Genomic DNA, 17,710 nt, shown 5'->3' with positions numbered 1-17,710 from the left:
GTTCGACCTTCTTCTCGCGGCTCTCAGCCCTGGGAGGACTGCGAAGCTGCCAGCGCTTCGTTGAACGTTTTGCTCGGCCGCATTACTGCAGTCGTCTTCTCCGGGTCCGGGCGATAGTAGCCGCCGATGTCGACCGGCTCGCCCTGCGCCTGCGCGAGTTCCGCGACGATCGCGTCCTCGTTTTTGCTCAACTCCTCGGCCAGCGCGGCGAAGTGCTCGCGCAACTCGTCGTCGTCGGATTGCGCGGCGAGTTCCCCGGCCCAGTACAGCGCCAGGTAGAACTGGCTGCCACGGTTGTCGAGTTCGCCGGTCTTGCGCGACGGGCTCTTGTTGTTCTCCAGCAGCTTGCCGATCGCCGCGTCCAGCGTCTTGCCGAGCAGCTTGGCGCGCGGGTTGTCGGTCTTGATGCCGATATCTTCGAAACACGCTCCCAGAGCGAGGAACTCGCCGAGGGAATCCCAGCGCAGATGATTTTCCTCGACCAGCTGGTGGACGTGCTTCGGCGCCGAACCGCCCGCCCCGGTTTCGTACATTCCGCCGCCGGACATCAGCGGCACGATGGACAGCATCTTGGCGCTGGTGCCCAGCTCCAGGATCGGGAACAGGTCGGTTAGGTAGTCGCGCAAGATATTCCCGGTCGCGGCGATGGTGTCCTGCCCGCGTATCGCGCGCTCGATCGTGTAGCGCATGGCCCACACCTGCGGCATGATCTGGATTTCCAGGCCCTCGGTGTCGTGCTCCTTGAGGTACTTCTTGACCTTGTTGCGCAGCTCCACCTCGTGCGGCCGTTCGGTGTCCAGCCAGAACACCACCGTCATGCCCGAGTTCCGCGCCCGGGTGACCGCCAGCTTGACCCAGTCGCGGATCGCCTCGTCGGTGACGATCGGCATCCGCCAGATATCGCCTTCTTCCACGTTCTGGGTCAGCAGGACCTCCCCGGTGTCGAGGTCGACGATGTCGGCGACGCCGTCTTCGGGGATCTCGAATGTCTTGTCGTGCGAGCCGTATTCCTCGGCCTGCTGCGCCATCAGGCCGACGTTGGGGACGGTGCCCATCGTCGTCGGGTCGAACTGCCCGTGGGTTTTACAGAAGTTGATGATCTCCTGGTAGATGCGCGAGAAGGTCGACTCGGGGTTGACGGCCTTGGTGTCCTTCTGCCGCCCGTCGGCGCCCCACATCTTGCCGCCGGCGCGGATCATCGCCGGCATCGACGCATCAACGATCACGTCGCTGGGCGAATGAAAGTTGGTGATGCCCTTGGCCGAATCGACCATCGCCAGCTCGGGGCGGTGCTCGTGGCAGGCGTGCAGGTCGCGGATGATCTCCTCGTGCTGCGTCGCCGGCAGCGATTCGATCTTGTCGTAGAGGTCGACCAGCCCGTTGTTGACGTTGACGCCCAGCTCGTCGAACAGCTCCTGGTGCTTGGCGAACGCCTCCTTGTAATAGACCTTCACGGCGTGGCCGAAGACGATCGGGTGGGAGACCTTCATCATGGTCGCCTTGACATGCAGCGAGAACATCACGCCGGTCTCGTAGGCGTCCTGCATCTGTTCCTCGTAGAACTCGACCAGGGCCTTCTTGCTCATGAACATGGAATCGATGACGTCGCCGTCGCGCAGCTCGACCTTCGGCTTGAGCTCGAGGGTCTCCCCACTCTTGGTCCGCAGCACCATCTTCACGTTGCGCGCGCGGTCCAGCGTCATCGACTTCTCGCCGTGGTAGAAGTCGCCGTGCCGCATAGTGGCGACGTGGGTGCGCGAGGCGGGCGACCACTCCCCCATGCTGTGGGGGTGCCTGCGCGCGTACTCCTTGACGGCCTTGGGCGCGCGCCGGTCCGAGTTGCCTTGCCGCAGAACCGGGTTCACCGCGCTGCCCAGGCATTTGCCATACCGGGCGCGAATTTCCTTGTCCTCGTCGGTTTTCGGGCTCTGCGGAAAGTCCGGGATCTGGTAGCCCTTGCCCTGCAGCTCCTTGACGGCGGCGATCAGCTGGGGCACCGAGGCGCTGACGTTCGGCAGCTTGATGATGTTGGTGTCGGGCCGCTGCGTCAGCTCGCCCAGTTCCGCCAGGTCGTCGGGCACCCGCTGCTCTTCGGTCAGGTAGTCGCCGAACTCGGCGAGGATCCGAGCGGCAACGGAGATGTCACTGGTCTTGATCTTGATGCCCGCCGGCTCGGCGAAGGCTCGCACGATCGGCAGGAACGCGTAGGTCGCCAGCAGCGGCGCCTCGTCGGTCAGCGTGTAGATGACGGTCGGCTGTTCGGCGCACACGGTCCATCTCCCGGCATCATTGGTCAGACATTGATGGGTTCTCAGCGTTCTGGTTGCCACGTTATCAAGGGTGTTTGGACAGGTGTCGACCCGCAGGCGAGCCGGTCTGTTGGCATCGGCGTTGGCATCTGTGTTGGCATCTCTGTTGGCATCGGCGAGCCGCTATGAGATAGGCTTCACATCGGTCATGAGCGCCAGCGCTAAGCCCCGGCTTGCTGGCCGGCAACCCTCCAACCGCGGTGGGGTGCCCCGGGTGAAAGACCAGGTCTAGTAGCCACAGGCTGCGCGGCAAGCGCGGGTCCGCCATACCGGACCCCTGACTAGAGGGGAAACGTGATGCGCATTCATCAAGCTCATTCGCATGGCTTTGTCTGCGGCTTTGCCTGCCGTCGGTAATTCGACCGCGCACTTCCCGATACCCGAATTCATGCCCTTCTGAGAAGAAAGCACACCGCACGTGAGCTCCCAAAACAACGAAACCAGTCCCGAAACAGATCCGACCGCGCATCAGCCATACGAAACGTGGTCATTCGAGACCAAGCAGGTCCACGCCGGCCAAAGTCCCGACCCCGCGACCAACGCCCGCGCCCTGCCGATCTACCAGACCACGTCCTACGTCTTCAACGACACCACGCACGCCGCCGCGCTGTTCGGGCTCGAGGTTCCGGGCAACATCTACACCCGGATCGGCAACCCGACCACCGACGTCGTCGAGCAACGCATCGCCGCGCTCGAGGGCGGGGTGGCCGCGCTGTTCCTGTCCTCCGGCCAGGCGGCTGAGACATTCGCCATATTGAACCTCGCGAGTGCTGGAGATCACATCGTGTCCAGCCCGCGGCTCTACGGCGGCACCTACAACCTGTTCCACTATTCGCTGCCGAAGCTCGGCATCGAGGTCAGCTTCGTCGACGATCCCGACGACCTCGATTCGTGGCAGGCCGCGGTGCGCCCGAACACCAAGGCGTTCTTCGGTGAGACCATCTCCAACCCGCAGATCGACATCCTCGACACCCCCGGGGTTTCCGGGGTCGCCCACGCCAACGGCGTGCCGCTGATCGTCGACAACACCATCGCGACGCCCTACCTGATCCAGCCGTTCACCCAGGGCGCCGACATCGTGGTGCACTCGGCCACCAAGTACCTGGGCGGGCACGGCGCCGCGATCGCCGGCGTGATCGTCGACGGCGGCACCTTCGACTGGACGCAGGGCCGCTTCCCCGGATTCACCACGCCCGACCCCAGCTATCACGGCGTGGTGTTCGCCGAGCTGGGGCCGCCGGCCTACGCGCTCAAGGCCCGCGTGCAGCTGCTGCGCGACCTCGGGTCAGCCGCCGCGCCGTTCAACGCGTTCCTGGTGGCGCAGGGACTGGAGACGCTCAGCCTGCGCGTCGAGCGGCACGTCGCCAACGCGCAGCGGGTCGCCGAGTTCTTGGAGGCACACGACGGCGTCGTGTCCGTCAACTACGCGGGCCTGCCCAGCTCGCCCTGGTACGAGCGGGGAAAGAAGCTGGCGCCCAAGGGAACCGGGGCCGTGCTGGCGTTCGAGCTGGCCGGCGGCATCGAGGCCGGCAAGGCGTTCGTGAACGCGCTGCAGCTGCACAGCCACGTCGCGAACATCGGCGACGTGCGCTCGCTGGTGATCCACCCGGCGTCGACCACCCACGCCCAGCTGAGCCCCGAGGAGCAGCTGTCCACCGGCGTCACCCCCGGCCTGGTGCGACTGGCCGTCGGCATCGAGGGCATCGACGACATCCTGGCCGACCTGGAGCTCGGCTTCGCCGCGGCCCGCAAGATCGGTGTCGGGGCCGCCGACCCGCAGGCCGTGGCGGCGTTCTGAGGGGTTTCGACATGACGATCTCCGACGTCCCGACACAGACGCTGCCCGCCGAAGGCGAGATCGGCCTCGTCCACATCGGCTCGCTGACCACCGAAAGCGGTGCGGTGATCGACGACGTCTGCATCGCGGTCCAGCGCTGGGGCGAGCTGTCGCCGACGCGCGACAACGTGGTGGTGGTGCTGCACGCGCTCACCGGCGATTCGCACATCACCGGGCCCGCCGGGCCCGGGCATCCCACACCCGGCTGGTGGGACGGCGTGGCCGGGCCGGGAGCGCCGATCGACACCGACCGCTGGTGCGCGGTGGCCACCAACGTGCTCGGCGGCTGCCGCGGCTCCACCGGCCCCAGCTCGCTGGCCCGGGACGGAAAGCCCTGGGGCTCAAGGTTTCCGCTGATCTCGGTGCGTGACCAGGTGGAGGCCGACGTCGCCGCGCTGGCCGCCCTGGGCATCGACCGGGTGGCCGCCGTCGTCGGCGGATCCATGGGCGGCGCAAGGGCTTTGGAGTGGATAGTCGGCCACCCCGATCGGGTGCGCGCCGGGCTGCTGTTGGCGGTCGGCGCTCGTGCCACCGCGGACCAGATCGGCACGCAGGCCACGCAGGTCGCGGCCATCAAGGCCGACCCGAACTGGCACGGCGGCGACTACTACGAGACAGGGCAGTCGCCGGACGCCGGGCTGACAATTGCCCGCCGCTTCGCACACCTGACCTACCGCGGCGAGGTCGAGCTGGACACCCGCTTCGCCAACGACAAGCAGGGCGGCGCGGACAGCCGCTACGCCGTGCAGAGCTACCTCGAGCACCAGGGCGACAAGCTGTTGGCCCGCTTCGACGCCGGCAGCTACGTCGTCCTGACCGAGGCGCTGAGCAGTCACGACGTCGGCCGCGGCCGCGGCGGCGTCGAGCGCGCCCTGCGCGGCTGCCCGGTGCCGGTGGTGGTCGGGGGCATCACCTCCGACCGGCTCTACCCGCTGCGGCTGCAGGAGGAGCTGGCCGAGCTGCTGCCCGGCTGCTCCGAGCTGCACGTCGTCGACTCCATCTGCGGGCACGACGGGTTCCTGGTGGAGTCCGAGGCCGTTGGCAAGTTGATCCGCAAGACGCTCGATTTGGCGGACTCGGCATGTCCGAGGTGACCCGCTCCAGCGAGGAACGCTCCCTCTCGTTCGGCTCGGCGGCCGCCGCCTACGAGCGTGGCCGCCCCTCCTATCCACCAGAGGCCATCGACTGGTTGATCCCGCGCGGCGCACGCCACGTCCTGGATCTGGGCGCGGGCACCGGCAAGCTGACCACCCGACTCGTGGAACGCGGCCTGGACGTGGTGGCCGTCGACCCGATTCCCGACATGCTCGAGGTGCTGCGCTCCTCGCTGCCGGAGACCCGCGCCCTGCTGGGCACCGCGGAAGAGATTCCGTTGGAGGACAACAGCGTTGACGCCGTGGTCGTCGCGCAGGCGTGGCACTGGGTGGATCCCGAGCGGGCCATCCCCGAGGTGGCCCGCGTGCTGCGGCCGGGCGGGCGGCTCGGCCTGGTGTGGAACACCCGCGACGAGCGGATGGGCTGGGTGCGCGAGCTGGGCGAGATCATCGGCTCCGACGGTGACCGGGGCCGCTTCGACGTGTCGCTGTCGGCGTCGTTCACCGAGCCCGAGCGTCATCAGGTCGAGTGGACGAATTACCTTACGCCGCAAGCGTTGATCGATCTGGTGGCGTCGCGCAGCTACTGCATCACCTCGCCGACCGAGGTCCGCACCCGTACGCTTGACCAGGTGCGCCAGTTGCTGGCCACCCATCCGGCGCTGGCAAATTCGAACGGTCTGGCGCTGCCGTACGTCACCGTGTGCATTCGAGCGGCGTTGGCCGCGTAGTTCATTCGCGTCACCAGAAGAGGTTCGGCAGCGGGGGCAAGCCTTGCAGCACGCCTTGGGAGAAGTACGGCCCCGCGTTCGGTGTCAGGGACGAATAGCCGTCGTTGACGATTGGTTCCAGGAACGAGTTGAGATTGTCGACGATCGGTTGCGGGACGCCAACCTGCTGAAGCGGCAACAACATTGGTAGGGTCAGTGACGGGATCATGTAGGTGGTGATCGTGCCGCCCAGGGAAGTGGTCGTGCTGGACAGCTGCACCGCGTCCGACATCGAAGCCAGCGATGTGGTGTTGTGGTGGTACATCCCGCCGGCCAGCGCGTTGATCCACGCCGGGATGTTCCAGGGCCGGTCGGGCGGGTTGCCGAAAAAGTCGTACTGGCCGAACACCACGCTGACGTCGTACTGGGTGTTCGGCAGGCCCTGCGACGTGTAGTCGACGAAGGGCACGGTCACGCCGTTCGGCAGGTAGACGTGGAACAGGCCGGTTTCCGGGCCGTTGAACAGGGCGAACTGCAGGGCACTGTGCGGTGGAGCGGTCGGGTCGGCCGCCAGGGCGGCCAATTCGCGGTTGACGACGAGCGTTCCCTCCGACAGCGCGGCGATGCGCACCGGTGCACCGCTGCCGTTTGCGAAGGCATTGAAGATCTGGTCGTTGAGCGCCCGCTGCCCCATGGCGAGGGCCTCGTTGACTCCGGGAGCGGCCAGGCTCCCGCTGATGAGGCCGATGCTGGCCGGGTAGTTGACCACCTGAGAAGTGGTGCCGGGGAACCAATTCTCGCCGATGGCATGGTTCAGCAGGTCATACCCCTGCAGGATCGACACGGAAATGGGGCCCGGGACGCTGCCCGCATAGAGCAACTGCCCTAGATACGGCAGCTCGCTGATGAAGTTCGGGTAGTACAGCGGTCCCGCGCCGGGGACCGTGATCCGCGTACCCGCCGCCGCCCCCTGGACGAGCGGGGTCCCCAACAGCGACTCGGCCGTTGCGATCTCGGTGCTCAGATACGCGCCGGCGTTGGCCTGCAGGGTGAGGACGAACTTTTCGTGCAGCTGCGCCGCTTGCGCGGTGATCGCGTGGAACGCCAGGCCGTGTGCGCCGAACAACCCGGCGATGCTCGTCGACACCTCGTCGGCGCCGGCCGCCAACAGCGACGTCGTGGAGTTCGCCGCGGTCGCGTTGGCCGCGTCCACCGCGGACCCGATCCCGGCCAGATCCTCGGCAGCAGCCGACAACCATTCGGGCGCGGCGAGGATATACGACACCTGGCGCCTCCTTGCCCCCGATCGGTGGCTGTGAGGCTACTCGCGGCCGGGACGCTAGGCGTGGCTTTCGTCGTCCTCTTCATCGTCGCCGGTGCGGAGGAGTTTTTCGGGGTGCCAGTAGGTGTTGGTGCGGGGTTGGCCGCGGTCGAGGTGGGGTGGGGGGATCCATTCGGTTTCACCCTTGGTGTTTTTGCGGGTGGTCCAGCCGTCGGGGTGGAGCATGCGGTGTTGGCAGCCACAGGCGAAGGTGAGGTCGTTGACGTCGGTGGTGTGGCATTGCGCATAGTCGGTGACGTGGTGGACTTCGCTGTAATAGCCGGGCACCGTACACCCGGGGGCGGTGCAGCCGCGGTCCTTGCCGTACAACACGATTCGTTGCGCGGGGGAGGCCAGGCGTTTGGTGTGATACAGCGCCAGGGCTTTGCCGTTGTTGTCGAAGATGGCCAGGTAGTGCCGGGCGTGGCGGGCGAGACGGATGACGTCGCTCATCGGCAGGATGGTGCCGCCGCCGGTCAGGGCGCGTCCGGCGGCGGCTTCGAGTTCGGCCAGGGTGGTGGTGGCGATGATCGAGGCGGGCAGCCCGTTGTGCTGGCCCAGCGTGCCCGAGCACAGCAGCGCACGTAGCGCGGCGTTGAGGGCGTCGTGGTTGCGCTGTGCGGGCGAGCGGGCGTCTTTGTCGATCGCGTCTTGGCTAGGCGCTCCGTCCACCGTCGGCGTGTCATCGCTCGGGTTGCACATGCCGGGGGCGGCCAGCTTGGCCAACACTGCTTCCCACGTCGCGCGGGCTTCCGGGGTCAGGCAGCCGCGCAGTTCTGACATCCCATCGGGGCCTTGAGGACCCAACGTCAGCCCGCGCCGGCGGGCGCGGTCGTCGTCGGTGTAGGTGCCGTCGGGGTTGAGGCAGTCGGCTAGCGTGTCGGCCAGCGCGCCCAGTTGTTCGGGACGAAACCGGGTGCCCTCGCTGGCCAGCTTTGCTTCGGCTTGTTCGCGGGTGGCCTGGTCGATCCAGCCGGGCAGCTGATGCCAGAACTTGCGGATGACCGCGACCTGTCCGGTGCCCAGGCTGCCTTCGCGTTGGGCGGCGGCGGTGGCGGGCAGCACCGGCGCCAACCGCTCCCCGGTCAGGCCGTGGCGCGGCCCCAGCTCGGCCGCCTCACTGATGCGCCGCGAGGCCTCGGCGCGGGTGATCAGCGTGGCCTCGGCGATCGCATGCGACAGCTTGCCGCCCAACTCCTCGGCGGTCGCCTGCCGGGCAACGGAATTGATGATCGGATGCTCCAGAGACGGGATGCGCCGGCGCATCCTCTCGAAACGCTCGAGCAACGCGAGGTGCTCGCGGGTCGTCAACGCCTCACAGTCAAACGCGGCCACCGTTTCGAAGTCGGCGTCCCAGCGATCCAGGGCAGCCGACAACGCCTCCCGGTCACCGCTGCCAGAACTCATGACCCCAAACTAACCACGCCCACCGACAAGAACCGCCGCAATGTGACGACCGAACCCAAAGTGGCACAGGTTATTTCGTCGGCTTCGTCGTTAGACGCGGTGCGGGCCGGAATAGTTCCACGAAGATTGCCGAAGGTATCCCGCAGCAGAATATGTCGCCGCCCGCGCCGCTGATGATGCCGTTCCGGAAACCCACACGGGCCACCTGGCTCCGGCGTGGCTCCGTTCGATAGGGCCTTCGGGCCGGTCCCGTGACCCCAAACGACCCGCGGCCGGCTGAGGTCAGTCGCCAACCAGCGCCGAGATGGGCGACGGTACGGCGCCGACCACTTCGGTGGGGGCGGCGTCGACGCCGCCGGGGGCCAACCGCGCGATCCGCGACTCGATGTCGTAGGGAACGATGATGGCGGTCGCACCCCGGACGCGGCTCACGGTGCGGGCCATCTTGTCCGCGGTGCGGTCGTGCAGTAGCCGACCCAACAGGGGCGAGTAGGTGCGGCGCGGCAACAGCACCGTCACCCTGGTGTCCGGGTGGTCCTTGAGCACCCGCAGCACCAATTCGTGTGCGGCACGGCTCAGGTGACGATCCGGACAGTTGATCAACCACAGGTCGGTGTCATGCTCGAAGCGATCCCAACGTTCCCGGAGCCGGACGGCATGATCGACGTCGATCACGAAGTGCACCGCGGTGAGTTCGTCAGCGTGCAACCCATAGCCGAGCCGCATCGCCTCGATCTCGGCCAGATCGATCGTGTCCACGAACACCAGCACCTGCAGGCGCGGATGCCGGGCGAGGTCGAGGTCCTCGGCGCACGTCATCTCCAGGACCGACGCCTCGTCGCGGTACTTCCGGTTCAGCCGCATCAGGGCCAGCACCAGCAGCGGGAAGATGATGACGATGAGCCAGGCGCCCTCGGTGAACTTGGCTACCACGAAGATCCCGACCACGAGCGTCGACATGATCCCCGCCGACAGGTTCACCGCCAGCTTGAATCGCCAGCCCGGCCCGCGCCCGGTCAGATGATGCTTGGCCATGCCGTACCCGGCCATCGCGAACGCGGTGAACACGCCGATCGCGAAGAACGGCACCAGCGCGCTCACCTTGGCTTCGGTGATGACGAGCAGCACCATGGCCAGCGCGGTCAGCACGAAGATGCCGTTGGAGAACACAAGGCGATGCCCGCGTTTCGTGAGGGGCCGCGGTAGGAAGCGGTCCTCGGCAACGAAACTGGCCAACGCGGGAAAGCCGTTGAAGCTGGTGTTGCATCCCGTGAACAGGATGGCTGCCGTCGATGCTTGCACCCCGAAGTACAGGACGTTGCCGATCACGCCGTGGCCGAAGACCGCACGGGTGATCTCTGACAGCATCGACGGGTACTCGTCGAGATAGGGCACCGCGTGGGTGACGTGCGCCAGCCAGGCCACACCCGCAAGCAAGAACCCGAGGATGCACGCCATCCACGTCAGAACGCGACGGGCGTTGGGGCCCTGCGGCTTCCGAAAGACGTTGACGGTGTTGGACACGGCCTCGACGCCGGTCAGTGAGGTGCCGCCGTTGGCGAACGCGCGCAACACGATCAGGATGGACGCACCCATCACCAGACCGCCACCCTGATGGACCGGCACCGCACCGGCGATGTGCTGCGGATCGTATCTCGGTAGACCCCAGAACATTTCGCGAACGAAGCCGGTCAGGATCGTCACCGTGATCATTGCGACGAAGGCGTAGGTGGTCATCGCGAACGTGCGACCCGACCGCCGCAGGCCGCGCAGGTTGGCCAGGCAGATCAGGACTACCGCCCCCAGCGTGATCTCCAGGTGGTAGGGCCGCAGCGGCGGAATCGCCGAGACCAACGCCACCGTCGCCGCCGCGGGCTGCACCGCCACGGTGACCACGTAGTCGATCAGCAGCGCCGCCGCCGCCACCTGCGCTACCCGCGGTCCGAAGTTCTCCCGTGCGACCGTGTAGGAACCGCCGGCCCGCGTGTAGGCCATCACGACCTCACGGTACGACGCGGACACCAGGGCAAGGATCACCAGGATTACCCCGGTGATCGGCAGCACCAACGCATACGCCGCCATGCCGGCCGCCGGCAACAGCTCGATCATGATCTGCTCGGTGCCGTACGCCGTCGACGAAATGGCGTCCGGCGCAAGGGCTCCCAGCGCAATGGGATTCGGCAATCTCTCGCCGTCCAGTTTGTCGGTGGTCAGCGGCTGTCCCAGGAACAGCCGCTTGCACTTGTCGGTGAAGGAGAGCGGTATTTCGCCACCCAGTTGCGTCACAGCATCCCTTTCTCGAGGGCCGGATTGCCTCATCCCGCGCGCGTGACTTCCGCGATCCGGGACTCGATGTCGTACGGGACGATCTGCGCGGCCGCACCCGGAATCCGGCTGACCGCGCGAGCGATCTTGTCCGCGGTCCGGTCGTGCAGCAGCCGGCCGACCAGCGGCGAGTAGCTCCGCCGCGGCAACAGCACGGTCACCCTGGTGTCGGGGTGCTGGTCGTGCACCCGCAACACCAGCGCATGGGCGGCGCGCCCCAGGTGACGGTCGGGGCAGTCGACCATCCGCAGCGAAGTGTCGTGTTCGAAGACCTCCCAACGCTTCTGCAGGCGGGCGGCGTGGTCGGAGTCGATCACGAAGTGCACCACGGTCAGCTCGTCGGCGTGCAGGCCGTTTCCGTACCGCAGCGCCTCGACCTCCGCGAGGTCGACGGCATCCACGAACACGAAGACGCGATGCCGGGTGTATTTGGCCAGGACCGGCGTTTCAGTGCGGGACATCTCCAACACGGACGCCTCCGCGCGGTATTGCTTGTTGAGTCGCATCAGGCCCAGCACCAGCAGCGGGAAGACGATGACGATCAGCCAGGCACCCTCGGTGAACTTGGCCACCGCAAAGATCCCGACCACGACGGTCGAGAGGATTCCGGCCGACAGGTTGATCAGCACCTTGCGACGCCAGCCGGAGCCGCGGCGGGTCCAGAAGTGCTTGGTCATGCCGTAACCGGCCATGGAGAAGCCGGTGAACACCCCGATCGCATAGAACGGCACCAGCGCGTCAACCGAACCTCCGGTGATGACGAGCAGCGCCACCGCCAGGGCGGTCAGGGCGATGATGCCGTTGGAGAACACCAGCCGATGGCCGCGCTTCATCAGCGGCCGTGGCAGAAACCGATCTCCGGCAACGAAACTCGCCAACGCGGGGAAGCCGTTGAAGCTGGTGTTCCCGCCCGTGTAGAGGATCGCCGCGGTCGACACCTGCACCAGGATGTAGAGGACATTGCCGATCGCCCCGTGGCCGAAAACGGCCCGCGCGATCTCGGACAGCATCGACGGATACCCGTCGGCGTACGGAACGGCGTGCGTGACGTGCGTCAGCCACGCCACGCCCGCGAGCAGGAATCCGAGGATGCCGGCCATGATCGTCATCACCCGGCGGGCGTTGACGCCCTCCGGCTTACGAAAGGTGGTGACGGTGTTGGAGATGGCCTCGACCCCGGTCAGTGACGAGCCGCCGTTGGCGAACGCGCGTAACACGACCAGGATCGTCGCGCCCATCACCAGCCCGCTGCCCTGGTGGACCGGCACCGCCCCGGCGATGTGCTGAGGATCATAGGTCGGCAGGTTGCCGGACAGTTCACGGACGATCCCGACGACGATCGTCAGCGAGACCATGGTCACGAAGGCGTAGGTGGGCATCGCGAATGGCGCCCCGGCCTCGCGCAATCCGCGCAGGTTGGCAAAGCACATCAACAGCACCATGCCGACGGTGATCTCCAGGCTGTAGGGCCCCAGAACGGGTATCGCCGATGCCACCGCGACCGTTCCGGCCGCGCACTGGACCGCGACGGTGACCACATAGTCGATCAGCAGCGCCGCGGCGGCCACTTGTGCAACCCGCGGCCCGAAGTTCTCCCGCGCGACCACATAAGACCCGCCGGACCGCGTGTACACCATGACGACCTGGCGATACGACGCCGCGACCAGCACCAGGATCAAGAGGATGACCCCGGTGATGGGCAGCAGCAGGGCGAACGCCGCCATCCCGGCCGCCGGCAACAGCTCGATCATGATCTGCTCGGAGCCGTATGCAGTGGACGAGATCGCGTCGGGCGACAGCACACCGAGCGCGACGGGATTCGAGAGCTTCTCATGCTCGAGCTGCGAGTTGATCAGGGGCTTGCCCAGCAAGCCGCGTTTGCAGACGTCGGAAAATGATGACCACGGCTTGTGATCGACAGCGCGCCGCTCAGCCAAAGGTGTTGCCACAGAAACGGATCCCTTTCCCCCTATTCAGAGCTGACACGAAGATGATCCCCCAGAGCCGTGCGGCCCGCCGAAAGCGTATATGCCCCAATCGCTCTTGTCGCATCGCACCATTCGGTCAATGGCGGTAACCACAGGAAATTGCCAGAGGGATTGCCAGGAATCTCCCAGCGCTGTGACCAGTCCGTAACACAACGCCCCCTATTGGCAATGGACGCTCATCATTCGATTTGGCCCGACACGGCCGGCATGACAATGGAACCCCTTGTGGGATAGGCACTTCTGTGTAATGCGCGCAATCCGACGACGAACACATGTCTGGACAGCGGATCCACAGGTAGTTCAACGGCGTTCTACAGCAATGATTCTGGATCATCTTCGACGTCCCATCTTTATGCGTATTGCCACAATATGGAGTTGTGACACCTGGATTCTGTTGTGCTCCAGCCCATTCAGTAGGCAACCTTGGACCGCCCAGGGGCCCGGCTCAGGGGCCGGAACCCTTCGTCATTCGCCGTCTCCTGAATCTGTCTGTTAGCATCGAGTTAGATCTCCATTTCCTTGGAGGAGCGCGCGAAAGCCGGCGCGGCATAAATGATGTTGCGCCACTACCGGTTTCGCGTATCCGCGCACCATCGGGGCGCGTGGGTTATCCGGTCATCGGTTAGACGGAGGGGTAGCTGTGGTTCGGGGAGGAATGCAACGTCATGAACCAGTGCATCATCGTCAGCGGTGAGGATGCGCTGGCGTCGACCATTGTCGATGAGCTGAACAGAGCCGGAGCGCGCGTCGCCAGGCTCCTGGACTCCGAACTCGCCGGCGCCCGGGTCAAGACGGAACTGGCCCGGGCCGGGGTCGCGTCGGCGACGGCGGTCGTGTGCGCGGGAGACGACGACGCCACCAACCTCGAGATCGCGCTGCTGGCGCGGAAGGCCAACCCGGACATCCGCGTGGTCGCGCGGGTGGCCAACGACGTGCTGCGCGCAGCGGTCGCCGCCGACGAGGGACCCAACTCCATCCTCGGCGTCGCCGATCTGGCTGCCGCCGCGGTGGTCGAGGCGTGTCTGGCGCGCACGACGCATCCCTTCGAGGCGGCGGGCATCGAGTTCATGGTCTTCGGCGCCGAGGCGCCGTTCGAGGCGTCGCTGCGCGAGATCTACGGCGACCTCGCACCGGTCGCAACCGTGCCCAACGAGGATTCGGCCGATTCCGGCGAGGTGGTGGTGTGCCCGGGACGGGACTTCCGGGTCAATGCCGGCGACTGGACGGCGATGATCGGCACCACCGAAGAGGTCAACGCCTGCGGCGTCAAGATCCCGCGTCAAACGCGGATGCGGTCTCGTCAATCCCGGCTGCGCCGCGTCCTGTACGCCGTGCGAGCGCTACCGAACGAGGTCAACCCCGCTTTCTACCCCGTGATCGTCGCCCTGATCCTCTTGGTGATCGGCTCGACGACGCTGCTGCACTTCTCGTACACCCACCCGGGCATGTCCTGGACCGACGCGTTCTACTTCACCAACGAGACCATCACGACGACGGGTTACGGCGACTTCAGCTTCGCCAAACAGCCGACCTGGCTGCGCCTGTACGCCGCCGTTTTGATGCTGGCGGGCGTGACCACCACCGCCCTGCTGGTCGCATTCATCGCCGACGTGCTGTTGTCACGGCGGTTTCTGGCGCTGTCCGCAGGCCCGCGGGCGCGCCACCTCCGCAACCACATCATCGTGGTCGGATTGAGCGCGCTCGGGGTCCGGGTCGTCACCGACCTGACCGAGGCCGGGTACGACGTCGCGGTGATCGAGCGCGACCCAAACAACCAGTTCCTACCGACGGCCGCCGAACTCGACGTGCCGGTCATCTTCGGGGACGCGACATTACGCTCGACCATGGAGGCGGCCCGGGTGGACACCGCCCGCGCGGTCGCGGTGCTGACCCGAGACGACATGGTCAACATCGAAACCGGGATCGTGGTGCGCGAGATGTTGGGTTCCGAACCGGGCCCCATCGGCACCCGGTGGAGCAAGGTCCCGCTCGTCCTGCGGGTTTACGACCACGACCTGGGGTCCGTGGTCGCCCAGCGGTTCGGATTCGAAAACGTAAGGTCCACAGTGGAACTGGCCGCGCCGTGGTTCATCGGGGCGGCGATGGGTTTACAGGTGCTCGGGACCTTCTCGGTCGGGAATCGCTCGTTCCTGATCGGCGGAATGTATGTGCAGGCCGGCAGCGAGCTCGACGGGCTACAGATGTTCGAGGTCTCGACGCAAACCCGGGTGATCGCGATCACCCGGGAGGACGCGCCGGTGCGGCTGCACCCGCGCCGCGACGCGCGGCTCAGCGCCGGCGACACCGTCTACCTGGTCGGGCCGTATCGAGAGCTCATCGCCACGCTGCGCAAGGGGCGGCCCTCCCCGCGGCCGGTCGCCAACGACCCGCAGAACGACCGCGAATGTGATTGTGAGGAGCCAGGACTGGAGGCGAATGAGGACAACGTTCGGCGCCTGCAGCCGATCAGGGGAGCACGTGACATAGCGGCAAATTGACCACCGCACAGCATTCGTCGACCGCATGGCGTACCAGCCCGCGCGTCGTCCACGACCATCAAGGGGGAGCATTTGTCGTCCATAGCTGGGCGCATCGGCGCCGGCACGAGCCGTTCGCGATCGGCTGAATAAGGGCCGCGCAATGGATTTCGCGACGCTTCCACCGGAAGTGAACTCGGGCCTGATGTATGCCGGTCCCGGGTCGGGGCCCATGCTGGCCGCCGCCCAGGCATGGGATTTGATAGCCGCGGAATTACGTTCGGCGGCCGGCTCGTACGAATCGGTGGTCTCCGGCCTCACCGCCGGGCCGTGGCTGGGCCCGTCAGCGGTGACCATGGCGGCGGCCGCCAGTTCCTATGTGGGGTGGTTGAGCGCGACCGCGGTACAGGCCGAGCAGACGGCGATGCAAGCCATCGCCGCCGTCGCCGCTTACGAGACCGCCTTCGCCGCGACCGTGCCGCCGCCGGAGGTCGCGGCCAACCGCGCGCAGCTGGCGATGCTCGTCGCCACCAACCTGTTGGGGCAGAACACCCCGGCGATCGCGGCCACCGAAGCCGAGTACGGCGAGATGTGGGCGCAGGACGCGGCCGCGATGTACGGCTATGCGGGTTCCGCGGCGGCTGCCACACAGCTGGCCCCGTTTGCGCCACCGCAGCAGAGCACCAACCCGGCCGGGTCGGCCGCTCAGGCAGGCGCCCTCAGCCAGGCCGCCGCAATCCCCGCCGGGTCCACGCAGAGCGCGGTGCAGAGCGCCATGACGTCGGGGACCTCGGCAACCTCGATGTTCGGGGCGGCGGGTGGCGCCGCGGACGCGCTCGGCGTGCACTCGCCGTTGGACCTGATCAACGTCGGCGCCGACGCGATCGCATACAGCGTCGACGCCCCGCTGGCACCCCTGGGGGCGGTGTCCATGCCGATCGACCTCATCGGCGCCGAGACCGGTCTGCACACCGACGACATCGTCAGTGATTGGGACGCGAATGGCCCACCCCTGTCGGTGGTGCGGACCGTGACGCCGCCAGGCCCGGCGACAACGCCGAACGTGGTATCCACCGCCGTGTCGGCCGGGCTGGGCGAGTCCGACTCGATCGGCGGGCTTTCGGTCCCGCCCACCTGGGCGGCGGGCACACCGGCGGTGCGCCCCATCGCGCTGGCGTTGCCGGCCGCTCCGGCGGCCGCCGCCCCGGCGCTGGCGCCCGGCTTCGACAGCACGTTCGGCGAGATGGCCCTGGCGGGCACGGCCGGAAGCGCGGTCCGCGACGCCGTCGGGAGGCGCGATCGCGCGCCGCTCGCCGCGACCGCGGTCGCCGGGCGGGCGGTTAACGACGAGGCGGCGGCAACGGGTGAAGACGCGTCCGCCGACGGCGAGCCGCGCACCGTGGTGACGGGAATCGCCGCCGAGATCCGCGAGTTCGCCCGGCTGCGCGACGAGGGGTTGATATCCGATGAGGAGTACACCGAGCAGCGAAATCGCCTGCTCGGCCGCTAGCCTTTCAGACGTTCAGCCCCGAGTACATCACCCGGTTGGGGTCGTACTTCTGTCGAACGGTGGCCAGCTGCGACAGGTTCGGGCCGAAGTAGCGCGACGGCGAGCTGTTGGCCTCCAGGTAGTTGACGTAGCCGCCGACCGAAAACTGTTGCACCGCTTGGTGTGCGGAACTCAGCCACTGCTGCGCGGCGGCCACCTGGTTGGCGGCGGGCTCGACGTACCACTGCAAGAGCACCGACTGTTGGCGCCACGGGAAGGCCGTGTTTCCGGCCGGCACGTCGCCGACCGCGCCGTCCAGCGGGTCGATCAGCACCGCCGCCTTGCCGCCGGACGCCGGCCACTGCCCGATCGCGGTCGCAACGGCGTGCGCCGCAGCGGAATTCATCGTCGCGAGCACGTCTGAGCCGGCCACGAACCCCACGGGCGACCCAGTCGAGCTGCCCCCGGCCAGATACGTCACCAGGTCCATATGGCCGAGCGTCTTGTTCACGACGGCGGTCGGCGCGACGCCGACCGCGGACTTGATAGCGTCGACCACACCGGAGCCGGCGCCCGCCGGGCAGGTCGCCAGCACGTGGCAGTTCGGCTGGCTGCCCACCGAGAGATCGACGATCCCCCAAGTGTTTCGGTCCGCGGCACCCAGCCACGACTGCCAGCCGGCGAGCACCTGCACCGCCGACGCCGGCGGGAAGTCCAGCCGGACGACGTCGCTGTCGGCGGCGGCGAACGTGG

9 protein-coding genes, 2 pseudogenes and 1 riboswitch are annotated in these 17,710 nt (G+C 67.2%); of the genes and pseudogenes, 5 read left to right on the top strand and 6 right to left on the bottom strand.

The window, feature by feature from the left end; translation table 11 throughout:
• Positions 1-23: 23 nt before the first annotated feature.
• Complete coding sequence (locus A5706_RS23955) at positions 24-2,270, bottom strand: NADP-dependent isocitrate dehydrogenase (RefSeq protein WP_068136280.1); 2,247 nt, start codon at positions 2,268-2,270, stop codon at positions 24-26.
• Between the two features lie 183 nt (positions 2,271-2,453).
• A riboswitch (SAM riboswitch) is annotated at positions 2,454-2,571 on the top strand.
• Between the two features lie 156 nt (positions 2,572-2,727).
• On the opposite strand from A5706_RS23955, the gene A5706_RS23950 reads away from it, so the two are divergent.
• Genes A5706_RS23950 through A5706_RS23940 form a run of 3 tightly spaced genes read left to right on the top strand, consistent with a single transcriptional unit; the run spans position 2,728 to position 5,971 of the window.
• Positions 2,728-4,107, top strand: coding sequence for a bifunctional o-acetylhomoserine/o-acetylserine sulfhydrylase (locus A5706_RS23950; RefSeq protein WP_068136277.1), 1,380 nt, complete (start codon positions 2,728-2,730; stop codon positions 4,105-4,107).
• Positions 4,108-4,118: 11 nt separating this feature from the next.
• Entirely contained in the window at positions 4,119-5,240 is a 1,122-nt protein-coding gene (locus A5706_RS23945; protein WP_068136275.1) for a homoserine O-acetyltransferase, read from the top strand.
• The gene (locus A5706_RS23940) at positions 5,228-5,971 is read left to right on the top strand and encodes a class I SAM-dependent methyltransferase (protein ID WP_369831948.1); all 744 of its coding nucleotides are present in this window, start codon (positions 5,228-5,230) and stop codon (positions 5,969-5,971) included. The genes A5706_RS23945 and A5706_RS23940 overlap by 13 nt, the downstream gene beginning before the upstream one ends.
• 10 nt (positions 5,972-5,981) lie before the next feature.
• Here A5706_RS23940 and A5706_RS23935 read toward each other — a convergent pair whose 3' ends face one another.
• From A5706_RS23935 to A5706_RS23920, 4 genes and pseudogenes are all read right to left on the bottom strand, one after another.
• Positions 5,982-7,235, bottom strand: coding sequence for a PE-PPE domain-containing protein (locus A5706_RS23935; protein WP_068136271.1), 1,254 nt, complete (start codon positions 7,233-7,235; stop codon positions 5,982-5,984).
• 54 nt (positions 7,236-7,289) lie between these two features.
• Positions 7,290-8,678 (bottom strand): HNH endonuclease signature motif containing protein, encoded by a 1,389-nt coding sequence (locus A5706_RS23930; protein ID WP_068136265.1) that lies wholly within the window; start codon positions 8,676-8,678, stop codon positions 7,290-7,292.
• 357 nt (positions 8,679-9,035) lie between these two features.
• Positions 9,036-10,964 (bottom strand): annotated as a pseudogene (locus A5706_RS23925) (APC family permease); the annotation flags it as partial.
• Positions 10,965-11,011: 47 nt separating this feature from the next.
• Positions 11,012-12,940 (bottom strand): annotated as a pseudogene (locus tag A5706_RS23920) (APC family permease); the annotation flags it as partial.
• A gap of 716 nt (positions 12,941-13,656) precedes the next feature.
• Here A5706_RS23920 and A5706_RS23915 point away from each other — a divergent pair.
• Both A5706_RS23915 and A5706_RS23910 read left to right on the top strand, forming a co-directional pair.
• Positions 13,657-15,489: an NAD-binding protein gene (locus tag A5706_RS23915; RefSeq protein WP_082964584.1), complete on the top strand. Its 1,833-nt coding sequence runs from the start codon at positions 13,657-13,659 to the stop codon at positions 15,487-15,489.
• A gap of 142 nt (positions 15,490-15,631) precedes the next feature.
• Positions 15,632-16,978: a PPE domain-containing protein gene (locus A5706_RS23910; RefSeq protein WP_068136262.1), complete on the top strand. Its 1,347-nt coding sequence runs from the start codon at positions 15,632-15,634 to the stop codon at positions 16,976-16,978.
• Between the two features lie 4 nt (positions 16,979-16,982).
• Here the strand turns inward: A5706_RS23910 and A5706_RS23905 are convergent.
• A partial coding sequence (locus A5706_RS23905) for a BBE domain-containing protein (protein ID WP_197517957.1) occupies positions 16,983-17,710 on the bottom strand: 728 nt, incomplete at its 5' end.

Source organism: Mycobacterium sp. E796, assembly GCF_001672815.1.
Classification (GTDB): domain Bacteria; phylum Actinomycetota; class Actinomycetes; order Mycobacteriales; family Mycobacteriaceae; genus Mycobacterium.
The sequence above is the reverse complement of the archived record's forward strand: the minus strand, read 5'-3'. Positions and strand labels throughout refer to the sequence as shown.